This is a genomic window from Nocardioides ureilyticus (genome assembly GCF_051280745.1).
Lineage (GTDB): Bacteria > Actinomycetota > Actinomycetes > Propionibacteriales > Nocardioidaceae > Nocardioides.
The window spans coordinates 171,336-185,749 of record NZ_JBNCOG010000002.1; the positions used below are offsets into that span (position 1 = coordinate 171,336).

Genomic DNA, 14,414 nt, shown 5'->3' on the forward strand with positions numbered 1-14,414 from the left:
GCAACCAGCTGGCGAAGCCGAGCAGGGAGGCCGCCACCAGCCATGGCAGACTCGCGCCCGTGGAGGGATCCGGGACCGAGCGCAGGGCACTCGTCGTCGAGGACGACGAGGACATCCGCTCGCTGATCGAGTACACCCTCCAGACCCAGGGCTTCGAGGTCACGGCGGTCGAGACCGGCCTGGCCGGCGTCGAGGCGGTGCACCGGATCGATCCGGACCTGATCACCCTCGACCTCGGGCTCCCCGGCATCGACGGCATCGAGACCTGCCGGCGGATCCGCGAGACGAGCGACGCCTACGTCGTGATGATCACGGCCCGCGACGAGGAGATCGACCGGCTGATCGGCCTGGAGACGGGAGCCGACGACTTCCTGTCCAAGCCCTTCAGCGTCCGAGAGCTGAAGGCGCGGGTCAACGCGCTCTTCCGCCGGCCCCGTCGGGGCGTCGCTCCCTCCCCCGTCACCACCGGCCCCGCCCAGCCCGAGCACGAGGTGCTCGTGCACGGCGCGCTGCGGGTGGACGTCGACGGCCGACGAGTCTTCCGCGGCGAGGACGAGCTGGCCCTCACCCGCACGGAGTTCGACCTGCTGACCGAGCTGATGCGCACCCCCGCCCGCGTGTGGACCCGAGAGGCGCTGCTGCGCTCGGTCTGGGGCACCGACTGGGCCACCGACACCCACCTGGTCGAGGTCCACGTCGGCAACCTGCGACGGAAGCTGGGCGAGACCAAGGACGGCCCGAAGTTCGTCCGGACGGTGCGCGGAGTCGGCTACCGGATGGAGTCGCTCTAGCGACTCATCGGCCGGCGTGGTCCGCGAGGTAGCCGGCCAGCGCCCAGTCGGCACGGTTCGCCGCGCCCGCCAGGCCGTCCGCCCGCCTCCGGGCCGACGCGACGTCGCGCCGGCGCACGGCCTGCTCGACCTCGAGCGCGGCCGCCGCGAGCTCCGTCGTCCCGACGGTGATCGAGGAGACCTTGAGGCTCAGCACCGCGTCCATCGCCGCCACCAGGTCTCCGGCGACCAGCGCGGCGACGATCCGCTCCACTCGAGCGGGCAGCATCGACTGGTAGCGCCGGGCGAAGACCACCGCGTACTGACCGTCCTGGAGGTCGCGTCCGAGGCGGGCGAGCGCGTCGAGGTCGAGGACGGCATGGGTCACAGCATGGGTCACAGCGTGGTTCACGGCGTGGGTCACAGCGTGGGTCACAGCGGGGCTCCCGGGGCTGGCGATGCGTGAGGGTGCAGGTGCGCGAGGTGCGCTGCTGGCGGCTCGTCCCGTGCGGCCGTCGGGGACGCCGACGGCCGCACCGGTCAGGACGATTGTGACTAGACCACCTCAAGGTGCCAGCCGCGCGATCCTCAGGGTTGGCTCAAGGGCGGGCTCAAGGGTGGGCTCAGGCCGTGTCGAACCACCCCGCGAGCGCGGGCACCCGCCGCAGGACCAGCTGGTCGAGCGCGAGCACCACGAGCAGCGAGAGGCCGAAGAACGGCAGCAGCACGCCGAGCGCGACGACGCCCACCAGCAGCCACGGCGAGGACCGCAGCGGCATCCGTCCGCGCGGCGCCGCGACCGACCCGTGGCCGCGCGGGCGGCGGCGCCACCACATCACCGGACCGGTCACGCAGGAGAAGATGACCGCGGCGCAGACCAGCGCCGCGCCCCAGAACGACCAGAGCCCGAGGCTGCGGCCCTCGTGGAGCCCGATGCCCTGGGCGACCACCTTGGCGAGCGCCGGGTAGTCGTCGTACCCGTAGGTCGACACCACTCCCCCGCCGTACCGGTCGACGTGCACGGTGCGCTCGTCGCTCGGCGCGTCGAAGGCGTAGCCGATCACGGAGAACACGCCGCCCTCGGAGCCGGGCAGCGCGATCGTGTACGGCCGGCGCAGTCCTTCGCGTTCGGCGACCGCGACGGCGGTGTCCACCGACGCGACGTTGACGTCGCCGGCGGTGTGGTCGCCGGGTGGCTCCGACTGCGGGACCTCGCTCTTCTGCTGCGCCCACGGGATCTCGACCGCGTGGCTGTGGGGCAGCGACTCGTCCAGGGTCGAGGCCGGGTCCGAGACCGCACCCGGGTCGGTGCTCCACATCGAGGACCCACGGCTGGTCGCGAACTCCTGGACCTGCGCGCCCCAGAAGCCGGTCCAGGGCAGCCCCGAGACGAGCAGGAAGAGCAGGCCACCCCCGGTGATCGCACCGACGACGCCGTGCCGGACCCGCAGCCGGGCGCCGGGGCGCGCACCCGTGCGGCCCGCCCGCGCCAGCCTCCGGCGGGCCCGGCGTCCACGGAGGTAGAGGTAGTAGCCGGTGATCGCCATGACGATCGCCCAGCACGCGGCGAGCTCGAGGAGCATGTCGCCGAGGCGGCCCGACATCAGGTCGGCGTGCAACCGCACCGCCGTGCCGGACAGCGTCGTGTCGGGGTCCATGGATCCGAGCACCTCGACGGCGTACGGGTCGACGAAGACGTCGCGGCCCTCCCCGTCCGGGAAGGTCACGGAGAAGACGCTGCTGCGGCCCTCCTCGCGCGGCTCGGCGAGCGAGACGACGGTCGCCTCCGGGTACGCCGCGCGGACCGCGGCCAGCTGGGCGCTGTAGGGCTGCGCCGCCGGCTGGGTCGCGGTGGGCTCGGCCGTCATCAGGTCTTGGTGCAGCAGCGGCTCCAGCTCGAAGCGGAACAGGTAGATCAGCCCCGTGCTGGCGAGCACGAGCAGCAGCGGGGCGACCAGGAAGGAGGCGAAGAAGTGCCAGCGCCAGACGGCGCGGAAGAGGCCGCCGCCGCGGGAGCCGCGGCGGTCCCCGGGGGGCCGCCGCCGGGCGGGTCGGTCGAATGGGACGGGTCGTTCGTGGACGCGCGTGGGCGCGCTGCGGTCGGGCATCGTGGGTCTCCTCGACGGCGCGCCGTGGGCGCGCGGATGGGCCGAGCAGCGCCCCGCTCGGGCGTGCTCGTCGTGCGGACGGTCAGGCCGCGAGGAGGGGCGGGCCGCGTCGTACGACGCAGCGCGCGAGGAGCACCGGCACCCGCGGGCGGGGCACCTCGGCGAACCGGGGGGTCGGCCGCACCGACGGGACCATGGCGGCCCCGGCCAGCGCGACCAGCAGGGAGACGGGGCGGAGCACCGCGGTCGAGGCGAGCGCGACCAGCGTCCACAGGGCCCGCTCACCCGCAGCGAGCCAGAGCCCCACGAGGACGGCGGCGAGCGCGTGGGCCAGCATCATCGGTGCGTGGCTCGCGAGGTGCTCGACGAGGTGCCCGGTCGGCAGGACGGGAGTGGCGTGGCCAGCCCCCTCGTAGGCGTCCTGCAGCGACCCCACCCGCCGGCCTTCGACGAGGGGCAGCGCCCCGCCACCGGTCACGGCCGTCCGGGCGGCCCCGGGTGCGTCCCCCACGTGGCCGGCCGACGCCGACAGCACCAGGTGGACGGCCGCCTGACCGAGGACGAGGAGAGCGACCACGCGCGACGTCGACGCCGGCCGGGCCAGCAGCGCCGCCGAGACGACCGACCCGACCACCACGACGAGCAGGAGCACCCCTGCACCGGGGAGCAGACCGTCGGCCGTCACGTGGCCGGCGGCACCGAGGAAGACGACCAGGAGGGTCAGCAGGAGCGCGCGTGCCCAGAGCACGACGGGGTCCATGCGCGCCTCCACGGGGCCGATCCTCCCACGCGCCTCAATTGAGGCGGCGAGTGTCCTCGGGCGCGGTGCCGCCGCGGTGGACCTCCTCCACCATCAGCTGCAGCGCGGTGAGGGCGACGTTCTGCGGCACCGGGCCGAAGCTGACGCGAGCCACCCCGAGCTCCTCGAGGCGCGCGAGCGGTGGATGCCCCGGGAGCCCGATGAGGGTCAGTCGGCGCGGACCGAAGGCCTCGCAGAGCGAGGCGACCTCCCGCTCGTCGAGGAAGCCGGGGACGAAGACCACCGGCGCGCCGGCGTCGAGGTAGGCCCGGCCCCGCTCGACCGCCTCGGCCAGGATTTCCCGCCGGTCGCGGTCGCCGGCCCGGAGGAAGACGTCGGTGCGGGCGTTGAGGACGAAGTCCACCCCCGCCTGGTCGGCGACCCGCACCACCCGCTCGACCTGCCGCGCCGCCTCCGCGACCGGCCTCAGCTGGTCCTCGATGTTGGCGCCGACCACACCCACGTCGATCGCCCGCCGAACCGTGCCGGCAGCGTCGCCGTACCCGCCCTCGAGATCGGCGGTGACCGGCAGGTCCGTGGCGGCGACGATCCGCTCGACCATGCCCAGGTGCAGGTCGAGCGGGATCTGCTCACCGTCGTCGAAGCCGAAGGTCGCGGCGATCGAGTGGCTCGCGGTCGCGAGGGCGCGGGTGCCCGGCACGGCGGCCACCACCCGTGCGCTCACCACGTCCCACACGTTGACCAGCGTCAGCAGCTCGGGCGCCTCGTGCAGTCGGCGCAGCTCCGCGGCCCTCGCCCGGACGTCGCTCATGTCGGTTCTCCCTGCTCCCAGAAGACCCGGTCGACCACGGCCCTGGCCAGCCGGGTGTGCCGGAGGTGGTCGTTCACCATGCCCTCGGTCTCTCCGGGGGGATAACCGAGGATGCTCGCCACCGCCGCGCGCTCGCGCGCGTCACGGGGCAGCTGGTCGTGGGGCGTGCCGCGCACCAGCGTGACGGCGTTGCGCACCCGGCTCACGTGGCGCCACGTCTGCTGGAGGGTCTCGGCATCGCCGGGGGTGACCAGCCCGGCGTCGCGGGCGGCGTCGAGCGCGTCCATGGTCCGGGTGGTGCGCAGCCCCTCGACCCGGCCGGCGTGGCGCATCTGCAGCAGCTGGACGGTCCACTCCACGTCGGCCAGCCCGCCGGGGCCCAGCTTGAGGTGCAGCGCCGGGTCGACGCCGCGCGGCACCCGCTCCCGATCCACGCGCGCCTTGATCCGGCGCACCTCGAGCACGTCCTCGTCGGAGATCCCGTCGGCGGGGAAGCGGAGCGGGTCGACCAGCTCCTCGAACCGCCGACGGAGGTCGACGTCGCCGACGACGGCGTCAGCGCGCAGCAGCGCCTGCGCCTCCCAGACCTTCGACCACTTGGCGTAGTAGGCGGCGTAGGAGTCGAGGGTGCGCACGAGCGGGCCCTGCTTGCCCTCGGGGCGCAGGTCGGCGTCGACCTGCAGGGCGGGGTCACCGCCGGGGAGCGCGAGGAGCCGCCGCAGCTCGTTGGCCACCGCCTGGGCGTACGCCGTGGCCTGGCGGGCGTCGGCACCGGGCACGGGATCGTGGACGAAGAGCACGTCGGCGTCGGAGCCGTAGGACAGCTCGAACCCGCCGTAGCGGCCCATCGCGACGATCGCCATCCGGGTCGGCGCCTCGTCGAGCCCCCGCTGGGCGCGGACGGCGCGCCCCGCCACCTCCAGGGTCGCCTCCAGGGTGGCGTCGGTCAGCCGGCTCAGGCCGGCCCCGACGAGGTCGACCGGGATGAGTCCGAGCAGGTCGCCTGCAGCGACCCGGAAGAGCTCGCGGCGGCGGATCGCCCGGATCGCCCGCACGGCCTTCTCCGGATCCTCCTGGCGCCCGGCGGAGCTGACCATCTCCTCGACCAGCGTCCGGGCGCCGAGCGGCGTGAGGTCCCCGCCGAGCATCCGGACGCCCTGCGGCTCCCGCTCGAGCAGGCTGGTGGCGTAGCGCGACGTCGCCAGGATCGTGGCGAGCCGCTCGGCGACCGCGCCCTCGTCCCGGAGCGTGGTGAGGTACCACGGGGTGTCCCCGAGCGCCTCGCTGATCCGCCGGAAGCCGAACAGGCCGCCGTCGGGGTCGGGGCCGTCGGCGAACCACTGCAGGAGCACCGGCAGCAGCGCACGTTGGATGTTGGCGCTGCGCGAGACCCCGGTGGTCAGCGCCTCCAGGTGGCGCAGCGCCGCCTTCGGGTCGGCGTACCCGAGAGCGGCGAGCCGCTCGCCCGCTGCCGCGGTCGACAGCCGGACGCCGGGGCCCGGGATCGCCGCGACGGCCTCCAGCAGCGGTCGGTAGAACAGCTTCTCGTGCAGGCGGCGCACCTCGCGCCGGTGGTGCTGCCACTGCTTGTCGAGCGTCGCCGCCGAGTCCCGGAAGTACCCGAGGCTGCGGCCCAGGCGACGCATCGCGTCCTCGTCCTCGGGCACCACGTGCGTGCGCCGCAGGCCGAACAGCTGGATGCGGTGCTCCAAGGTGCGCAGGAAGGCGTAGGCCTCGTGCAGCGCCTCGCCGTCCGGCCTGCCCACGTAGCCGCCGCGGGTGAGCTCGGCGAGCGCGCTCAGCGTCGCCGTGCAGCGCAGCGCCTCGTCACCACGGCCGTGGACGAGCTGCAGCAGCTGCACCGCGAACTCCACGTCCCGCAGCCCGCCCCAGCCCAGCTTCAGCTGCCGGTCGGCCTCACGGGCGGGGATGTGCTCGAGCACGCGGCGCCGCATCGCCCGGGTGTCGGCGACGAAGCCCTCGCGCTCGGCCGCGCCCCACACCAGCGGCGCCACCATCTCGGCGTACGCCGCGCCGAGCTCCCGGTCCCCGGCGACCGGCCGGGCCTTGAGCAGCGCCTGGAACTCCCACGTCTTCGCCCACCGCTCGTAGTACCCGCGGTGGCTGGCGAGGGTCCGGGTGAGTGGACCGGCCTTGCCCTCCGGTCGCAGCGCGGCGTCGACGGGCCAGATCGTGCCCTCGCCGGTGTGGTCGGAGCAGACCTGGACGATGTTGCTCGCCAGCTGGGTCGCCGCACGCAGCGCCGCGCTCTCGTCCGCGCCGTCGACCGGCTCGTGGACGAAGACCACGTCGACGTCGGAGACGTAGTTGAGCTCGTGGGCGCCGCACTTGCCCATGGCGATGACGGCGAGCCGGCAGAGCCGGGCGGGCTCGCCCACCCGGGCCCGGGCGACGGCCAGCGCGGCCTCGAGCGTGCCGGACGCGAGGTCGCTGAGCTCCGCGGCCACGTCATCGACGCCCATCCCGTGGGCGAGGTCCCGCGCGGCCAGTCGCAGCAGCAGCCGGCGGTACTCCACCCGCAGCGCGTCGAGCGCCTCCCCGTCGGGCAGCGCCGCGACCGGCTCCGGGGCGTCGGGATCCGCCCCCACGGCTCGCAGGAGCTCCCGGCGCAGCACGAACGCCGCCGGCCGCGTGGAGCCGAGCGTCGGGTCGCGCAGGTCGCGCCACTGCTCGGGGTGCCGGACGAGGTGGTCGCCCAGGCCGGCCGACGCGCCCAGGACCGCGAGCAGGCGCATCGCCGTCCCTTCGTCGTCGACGAGGTCCGCGAGCAGCTCGCGCCGGTCCCCGAGCGCCTCGCAGAGCCGCACCAGGGTCGCGAGCGCGAGGTCGGGGTCGGCGGTCCGCGCGAGGAGGGCGAGGAGCGGCTCCGCGCCCCCGCCGAGCTCGCCGAGGGCGGCCGAGGCGGCCTCTCCGTCGAGGAAGCCCATCCGCAGCAGGCTCCCCTTCGACGTCTGAGGCCGGGTCACGACGTGGTCCCCGGCTCCACGGCGACGCCTGAGCGTGTGGCCCGGACCAGCGCCGCGAACCGGTCGGCCAGGGGCCGCCACGCCGCCTCGAGCTCGTCGTGGGCCGCGGAGATCTCGCTCAGCAGCGCTTCCTGGTCGATGCCGCGGGCCTCGTGGGACCCGCGGTCCTCGTCGGCCCACGGGCGCAGCACCTCGGCGGTGACCTCCGGGTGCAGCTGCAGGCCCCAGACCCGCGGCGCGAGCCGCGCCGCCTGCACCTCGCCCTCGGGGGTGCTCGCGAGCAGGGCGGCGCCCTCGGGCAGGCGGGTCACCACGTCGCTGTTCCACTGCACGCCCCGCCGTGGCGTGGCGAGCTCTCCGAGGAGCGGGTCGTCGGCAGCCCCCGCCGTCCAGCCGACCTCGAGCAGGCCGACCTGCTGGCCCCGCGGGTTGACCTCGACGGTGCCGCCCAGCGCCACGGCGGCCAGCTGGTGCCCCAGGCAGATCCCGAGGGTCGGCACGCCCGACGCGGCGGCTTCGCGGACCCGCTCCTTGACCACCGGGAGCCAGGCATGGTCGGCGTCGTCGTTCGCCCCCATCGGGCCGCCGAGGACCAGCAGGGCGTCGTGGCCGGCAAGGGGCGGCACCGGGCTGCCGTCGTACGGCGTGGCCACGTGCAGCTCGCAGCCGGCGTCCGCCAGCCAGTCGCCGACGAGCGCGGGCGGGCAGTTGGCCGCGTGCTGGACCACCAGGACCCGGCTCATCGCGCGCCGCCGATCTCGGGGTCGTCGGCGATGAGCGCGAGGAACAGCACGGCGAGCCCGATGACGACGAGCACGAACCCGAGCTGGCCCAGCAGCAGGGAGCACGGCAGCAGCAGGGCGCCGCTCACGATGCTCGCCCGCTTGGCGGCCGCGTCCCGGGCGGGGAGCCGGCGCAGGCTGATCGCGGGGGCGGCCACCAGGGCGGCACCGGCGGCCAGGAGGAGGACCGGGAACGGCCAACCGGAGCCGCCGTCGGGCAGCACCACGACCAGTCCCCACAGCGCCAGCGCGGCGACGACCACACCGACGCCCAGCGCCACCCGCAGCGCCAGGCGGAGGCGGCGCACCCGGTCGTGGCTGTAGACGATCTCCTCGTCGCCGGTGGCCACGGCGCTCAGATCACCGGCAGCATGCGGTCCCGCTCGAACGCCGAGACCTGGCCGCGGTACTCGTCCCACTCCGAGCGCTTGTTGCGCAGGAAGAAGTCGAAGACCTGCTCGCCGAGGGTCTCGGCGAGCAGCTCGGAGCGCTCGGCGATGCTGATGGCGTCGTTGAGGTTCTTCGGCAGCGGGTCGATGCCGAGCGCGTTGCGCTCCCGCTCGCTGAGCGACCACACGTCGTCCTCCGCCTCGCGGGGCAGCTCGTAGTCCTCCTCGATCCCCTTCATGCCCGCGGCGAGCACGACGGCGTAGGCGAGGTAGGGGTTGCACGCGGCGTCGATCGTGCGGATCTCGATGCGGGTCGACTGGCCCTTGTTGGGCTTGTACATCGGCACCCGGATCATCGCGGAGCGGTTGTTGTGGCCCCAGCAGATGTAGGAAGGCGCCTCGCTGCCGAACATCATCCGCTTGTAGCTGTTGACCCACTGGTTGGTGACGACGCTGATCTCCGGCGCGTGGCGCAGGACGCCGGCGATGAACTGCCGGCCGGTGCGGGAGAGCTGGTACTGCGCGCCCGCCTCGTAGAAGGCGTTCTGGTCGCCCTCGAAGAGCGAGACGTGGGTGTGCATGCCGGACCCGGGGTGGGTCGTGTACGGCTTCGGCATGAACGACGCCCAGATGTCCTGGCCGAGCGCGACCTCCCGGATGACGGTGCGGAAGGTCATGATGTTGTCGGCGGTGGTGAGCGCGTCGGCGTAGCGCAGGTCGATCTCCTGCTGGCCCGGGCCGCCCTCGTGGTGGCTGAACTCCACCGAGATGCCCATCGACTCCAGCATCGAGATCGCCTCGCGGCGGAAGTCCGCGCCCTTGGACTGGGCGGTGTGGTCGAAGTAGCCGCTGCGGTCGACCGGCACCGGCTCCTCCCCCGCCTCGGGGGTGTTCTTGAACAGGTAGAACTCGATCTCGGGATGGGTGTAGAAGGTGAAGCCGCGATCGGCCGCCCGGCTCAGCGTCCGCTTGAGCACGTGGCGCGGGTCGGCGTACGACGGCGAGCCGTCGGGCATCTCGATGTCGCAGAACATCCGCGCAGCCGACGGACCCTCGCCCCGCCACGGCAGGATCTGGAAGGTCGAGGCGTCCGGCTTCGCGAGCATGTCGGCCTCGTACACGCGGGCGAAGCCCTCGATCGCGGAGCCGTCGAACCCGATGCCCTCGTCGAAGGCGCCCTCGAGCTCGGCCGGTGCCACCGCGACGGACTTCAAGAAGCCCAGCACATCGGTGAACCAGAGCCGGACGAACCGGACGTCACGCTCCTCGAGAGCGCGGAGAACGAAGTCTTCCTGCTTGCCCATGGCGCCAGCCTAGGGCGCGACGTCAGAGACCGGAGTCGGAGGGCAATCCGCGGGACAGCATCACCGCCGACCGTCGCGACCGGCGACGTCCATGGCCAGCAGCAGCCAGCTCGTGCGGCAGCGTGACGTCGCGCGCCGCCACGACCGACACGGCCGCCCAGCGGCTCTCGGTGGCCACGTAGTCGATGGTGCCGACGTCATCCCAGGCGAGCTCGGCGTCGAGGCCAGGTGTCTGGAGCACCAGCTGGTCGGGGTGAGCGTCAGGTGCCAGGCCGCAGGCCGGCCGCCCCAGGATGGATGTCCGGTTCAGGACGTGGCATTACGGGCGCCTGCCGCCGGGCCGCAGACCCGCGTCGTCCCCGGTGAGGTACCGCACCGCTTCAGCGTCCAACCAGCGCGCCCGGTCCTGCTCAGCATCACGGCGGACGGCATCGAGGTGGGTGAGGAGGCGCCCCGGGTCGTCCAGGGCCAGCAACGGCACGTCGACCAGCTCCCGGTCCGGCCGCGGCTCGAGCGTCAGGACCAGCCGCCGGCTGGTGCGCTGGTACGACGCAGCGCCGGCCCGCCCCTCGATCCGCACCTGCGGCCGCCTCCGGTCCGGAGCGACCAGGCCGACGTCGACGACGTCGTCCCAGGCGATCGCTGCGTCGCTCTGCCAACCGCGCAGCTGGATCCCGGTTGCGTCGTACCGCAGCCGCGGTCGGCGCACAAGTGTCCGAGCGCTGTCGGGGACCAGCGAGAGGAAGAGCAGCAGGACGGGCAGGAGGAGCAGCGCCCCGGAACCCCCGAGGACGACACCCGCCGCCAGCAAGGCGGACCAGGTGAGCCCGAGCACGAGCACGGCGAGCGGCTGGTGCGGGCGGAGACGGACCTCGATCGCGGAGTCGGCGAGCAGGGCGACCCGCGCCCCCGGGTCCCGTGGCGCCAGCTGGGCGAGCCACACGACAACCGCAACGGAGCAGCACGCCAGTCCCAAGAGCACCAGCATCGTGCTGCGCCCCGCCGACGCCGGCTCGTCGGTGATCCACGGCGAGGCGACCAGGAGGGCTCCGAGCCCCGCGGCGACGACGAGCGTCGACCAAGCGCGGGCCCGGGCACCGCGGTCCACGGCGTGGTCACGCACCAGTCGGGTGGGGGCCAGATGCGCCACGGACCACGCCGGACAGGAAGGACGCGTCGACGGACCCGGGAGCCAGCACGGGCACGGCGAGCACGACAAGAGCGACAGCGCCGCTGACGACGACGACGGCCCAGAGCAGCGCCGGTCCTCGGCCGGGAGGCGCGACCAGGTCAGGAGAGACCATCGATCCCGCCCCCTCCTGCGCCGAGCCGGTCGCTGCCGACGTCCCGCCGTCGCGCCCTCGAGCGGAGGCTACCGCGCGACCACCGTCACGGGAACGGCCCCGCGGCACGGCGCTCAACCCCGGGGCACCCGCGCCTCGATCTCGGCGAGCCAGGCAGCGGGCGTGACGTCCGACGGCATCCGCCAGTCCCCGCGCGGCGACATGGTGCCGCCGGCCGAGACCTTCGGCCCGTTGGGCAGCGCCGAGCGCTTGAACTGGCTGGCGAAGAACCGCTTGACGAAGACGACCAGCCAGGCGCGGACCTCCGCGAGGTCGTACTCCGCACGCCGGTGCTCGGGGAAGCCCGGCGGCCACTCCCCCGCCTGCTTGTCGCGCCACGCGTGCCAGGACAGGAAGGCGATCTTGGACGGCGGCATGCCGTAGCGGAGGACCTGGAAGAGGGTGAAGTCCTGCAGGGCGTAGGGGCCGACGCTCTCCTCGGTGCTCTGCGGCAGGTCGTCCTCGCGCGTGGGGATCAGCTCGGGGGTGATCTCCTGGTCGAGGATGTCCTGGAGCACGGCGTTGGTGTCCTCCTCGAACTGGCCACTGCTGATCACCCAGCGGATCAGGTGCTGGATGAGCGTCTTCGGCACCCCGGAGTTCACGGTGTAGTGCGACATCTGGTCGCCCACGCCGTAGGTGCACCAGCCCAGCGCCAGCTCCGAGAGGTCGCCGGTGCCGAGCACGATGCCGCCGCGGTGGTTGGCGAGCCGGAAGAGGTAGTCGGTCCGGAGCCCGGCCTGGACGTTCTCGAAGGTGATGTCGTAGACCTCCTCGCCCCGCGCGTAGGGGTGGCTGAGGTCCGCCAGCATCTGGCTCGCCGCCGGCTGGATGTCGATCTCCTCGAAGGTCACGCCGAGGGACTGCGAGAGCCGGGTCGCGTAGGACTTCGTCGTGTCGCCGGTCGCGAAGCCGGGCAGCGTGAAGGCGTGGATGTCGCTGCGCGGGCGGCCCAGCCGGTCCATCGCCCGGGCCGCGACGATGAGCGCGTGGGTGGAGTCCAGGCCGCCGCTGACACCGATCACCACCTTGGGCTGGCCGATGGCCTGCAGCCGGCGCTCGAGACCCGAGACCTGGATGTTGTAGGCCTCGTAGCAGTCCAGCGCGAGGCGGTCGGCGTCGTCGGGCACGAACGGGTAGCGGTCGACCTTGCGGCGCAGGCCGATGTCACCCGTCGGCGGGTCGAGCTCGAACTCCACGGTGCGGAAGGCCTGGTAGGACCCGTGGGTGCGGCGGTTGTCGTCGAAGGTGCCGGTGCGCAGGCGCTCCAGGCGGGTGCGGTCGAGGTCCGTGTCGACGACCGTGCGCCGCGGGCCGTCCGGGAACCGCTCGGTCTCGCCGAGCAGCTCGCCGTGCTCGTAGACCATCGTCTGGCCGTCCCACGAGAGGTCGGTGGTCGACTCGCCCTGGCCCGCGGCGGCGTAGACGTAGGTGGCCAGGCACCGCGAGGAGGCCGACTGGGCGAGCAGCTTGCGGTCGTTCGCCCGCCCGACGGTGATCGGGCTGCCGGAGAGGTTGGCCAGCACCGTGGCGCCGGCCAGCGCGGCCTCGGCGCTCGGCGGGATCGGCACCCACATGTCCTCGCAGACCTCGACGTGGAGCACCAGCCCGCGCACGTCGCTCGCTGCGAAGAGCAGGTCCGGTCCGAGCGGCACCTCGTGGCCGGCGACCGTGGTGGTGCCGCCGAGGTCGTCCCCCGGTGCGAACCAGCGCCGCTCGTAGAACTCGCGGTAGTTCGGGAGGTAGGACTTCGGCGCCACGCCGAGCACCCGGCCGCCGTGGACCACGACGGCGGCGTTGAGCACCCGGTTGCCGTGCCGCAGCGGGGCGCCGACGACGAGCACCGGGAGCAGGTCCTGCGAGGCGGCGACGAGCTCGGCGATCGCCTCGTCGACGGCGTCCAGCAGCACGTCCTGCAGGAAGAGGTCCTCGGCGGAGTAGCCGGTCAGGCAGAGCTCCGGGAAGACCGCGACGGCCACCCCGTCGTCGTGGCAGGCGCGCGCCTGCTCCACGACGGCACGGGCGTTCGCCGCCGGGTCGGCCAGCGTGATCGGCAGGGTGCAGGCCGCGACGCGCGCGAACCCGTGGGCGTACGCCGAGTAGAAGTCCACGTCGCGAGCGTAGCGATGAGTCGAGGTCACGAACCGGGTCGTACCCAGCATCGGCGGACCCCATGACCGCCACGGTGACACCGAGGAGAAGCGATGACCATCCAACAGACCCAGACCAGCATCACCCCGTGCCTGTGGTTCGACGACCAGCTCGAGGAGGCGGCCCACTTCTACACCGCGATCTTCCCGCGCTCCGCGATCGGCCACCTGACGCGGTACGCGGAGGGTGGACCCGGCGAGCCGGGAACGGTGATGGCCGGAGAGTTCACCCTCGACGGCACCCGCTTCCAGGCGATCAACGGCGGTCCGGCGTTCGCCTTCAGCGAGGCGGTGTCCTTCGCGATCAGCTGCCGCGACCAGGCCGAGGTCGACCACTACTGGACCTCGCTGCTGGCCGGTGGCGGCGAGGAGTCGATGTGCGGGTGGCTCAAGGACCGCTTCGGGCTGTCCTGGCAGGTGGTGCCGACCCGCCTCCACGAGCTCGTCTCCGAGCCCGATCCTGCTCGCGCGGAGGCGGCCACGCAGGCCATGCTGGGCATGCGCCGGATCGTGGTCGCCGACCTCGAGGCCGCTGCCGACGCGGCGGTCACCGCCGGCGCCTGATCGAGGAGGGCCGCGCGGGTGATCGCCGAGACCCCGGAGCCGCCGTACACGGCCGTCGTGTTCACCGCGCTCCGCACCGAGGGCGACCACGGGTACGCCGCCATGGCCGCGCGGATGGACGCGCTCGCCGCCATCCAGCCCGGCTACCTCGGGATCGAGGCCGCCCGCGGACCCGACGGGCTCGGCATCACCGTGTCCTACTGGGCGACCGAGGCGGACGCGGCGGCGTGGAAGCAGGTCTCCGAGCACCGGATCGCCCAGCAGCGGGGCCGCGACGCCTGGTACGTCGACTACCGCGTGCGGGTGGCCACCGTCGGCCGCGCCTACGGGCCCGGCGGCGCCCGTCGCGTGAGCACCGACACAGGCCCCGGCGAGCCGGAACGGGTCTAGCCTGACCGTGGTCCGTGGACCTCATCCGGAGGCTGCGAGACGACACCCAGGGAGCC

14 protein-coding genes are annotated in these 14,414 nt (G+C 73.8%); 3 read left to right on the forward strand and 11 right to left on the reverse strand.

All coding sequences use genetic code 11. From position 1 onward, the window contains the following. Positions 1–59 precede the first annotated feature (59 nt). On the forward strand, positions 60–791 hold the full coding sequence (locus ACSMHG_RS02105; protein WP_435741705.1) for a response regulator: 732 nt from the start codon (positions 60–62) through the stop codon (positions 789–791). 4 nt (positions 792–795) lie between these two features. Here the strand turns inward: ACSMHG_RS02105 and ACSMHG_RS02110 are convergent, their stop codons facing one another. From ACSMHG_RS02110 to ACSMHG_RS02160, 11 genes are all read right to left on the reverse strand, one after another. Further along, positions 796–1,170: a hypothetical protein gene (locus ACSMHG_RS02110; protein ID WP_435741706.1), complete on the reverse strand. Its 375-nt coding sequence runs from the start codon at positions 1,168–1,170 to the stop codon at positions 796–798. A gap of 223 nt (positions 1,171–1,393) precedes the next feature. Continuing rightward, positions 1,394–2,878: a PepSY-associated TM helix domain-containing protein gene (locus ACSMHG_RS02115; protein ID WP_435741707.1), complete on the reverse strand. Its 1,485-nt coding sequence runs from the start codon at positions 2,876–2,878 to the stop codon at positions 1,394–1,396. A gap of 82 nt (positions 2,879–2,960) precedes the next feature. Further along, the gene (locus ACSMHG_RS02120; protein WP_435741709.1) at positions 2,961–3,650 is read right to left on the reverse strand and encodes a hypothetical protein; all 690 of its coding nucleotides are present in this window, start codon (positions 3,648–3,650) and stop codon (positions 2,961–2,963) included. Positions 3,651–3,672: 22 nt separating this feature from the next. Next, a complete protein-coding gene (locus ACSMHG_RS02125) occupies positions 3,673–4,449 on the reverse strand; it encodes an isocitrate lyase/PEP mutase family protein (protein ID WP_435741710.1) in 777 nt (258 codons plus the stop codon). Further along, positions 4,446–7,436 carry a bifunctional [glutamine synthetase] adenylyltransferase/[glutamine synthetase]-adenylyl-L-tyrosine phosphorylase gene (locus ACSMHG_RS02130; protein ID WP_435741711.1) on the reverse strand — a complete coding sequence of 997 codons (2,991 nt, stop codon included), beginning with the start codon at positions 7,434–7,436 and terminating at the stop codon, positions 4,446–4,448. Before ACSMHG_RS02130 ends, ACSMHG_RS02125 begins: the two co-directional genes overlap by 4 nt. After that, positions 7,433–8,179, reverse strand: a complete 747-nt coding sequence (locus ACSMHG_RS02135; RefSeq protein WP_435741712.1) for a type 1 glutamine amidotransferase — start codon at positions 8,177–8,179, stop codon at positions 7,433–7,435. The genes ACSMHG_RS02130 and ACSMHG_RS02135 overlap by 4 nt, the downstream gene beginning before the upstream one ends. Continuing rightward, positions 8,176–8,568, reverse strand: coding sequence for a hypothetical protein (locus ACSMHG_RS02140; RefSeq protein WP_435741713.1), 393 nt, complete (start codon positions 8,566–8,568; stop codon positions 8,176–8,178). The genes ACSMHG_RS02135 and ACSMHG_RS02140 overlap by 4 nt, the downstream gene beginning before the upstream one ends. Before the next feature lie 5 nt (positions 8,569–8,573). Next, positions 8,574–9,911: a glutamine synthetase family protein gene (locus tag ACSMHG_RS02145; RefSeq protein WP_435741714.1), complete on the reverse strand. Its 1,338-nt coding sequence runs from the start codon at positions 9,909–9,911 to the stop codon at positions 8,574–8,576. A gap of 22 nt (positions 9,912–9,933) precedes the next feature. Next, positions 9,934–10,152 (reverse strand): hypothetical protein, encoded by a 219-nt coding sequence (locus ACSMHG_RS02150; RefSeq protein WP_435741716.1) that lies wholly within the window; start codon positions 10,150–10,152, stop codon positions 9,934–9,936. Between the two features lie 78 nt (positions 10,153–10,230). Then, complete coding sequence (locus ACSMHG_RS02155; RefSeq protein WP_435741718.1) at positions 10,231–11,061, reverse strand: hypothetical protein; 831 nt, start codon at positions 11,059–11,061, stop codon at positions 10,231–10,233. 267 nt (positions 11,062–11,328) lie between these two features. Next, entirely contained in the window at positions 11,329–13,416 is a 2,088-nt protein-coding gene (locus ACSMHG_RS02160; protein ID WP_435741719.1) for an NAD(+) synthase, read from the reverse strand. 42 nt (positions 13,417–13,458) lie between these two features. On the opposite strand from ACSMHG_RS02160, the gene ACSMHG_RS02165 reads away from it, so the two are divergent. Together ACSMHG_RS02165 and ACSMHG_RS02170 are read left to right on the forward strand one after the other, a co-directional pair. Continuing rightward, entirely contained in the window at positions 13,459–13,968 is a 510-nt protein-coding gene (locus tag ACSMHG_RS02165) for a VOC family protein (RefSeq protein ID WP_435741720.1), read from the forward strand. 18 nt (positions 13,969–13,986) lie between these two features. Beyond that, the gene (locus ACSMHG_RS02170; protein WP_435741721.1) at positions 13,987–14,358 is read left to right on the forward strand and encodes an antibiotic biosynthesis monooxygenase family protein; all 372 of its coding nucleotides are present in this window, start codon (positions 13,987–13,989) and stop codon (positions 14,356–14,358) included. The last annotated feature ends 56 nt before the right edge of the window (positions 14,359–14,414 follow it).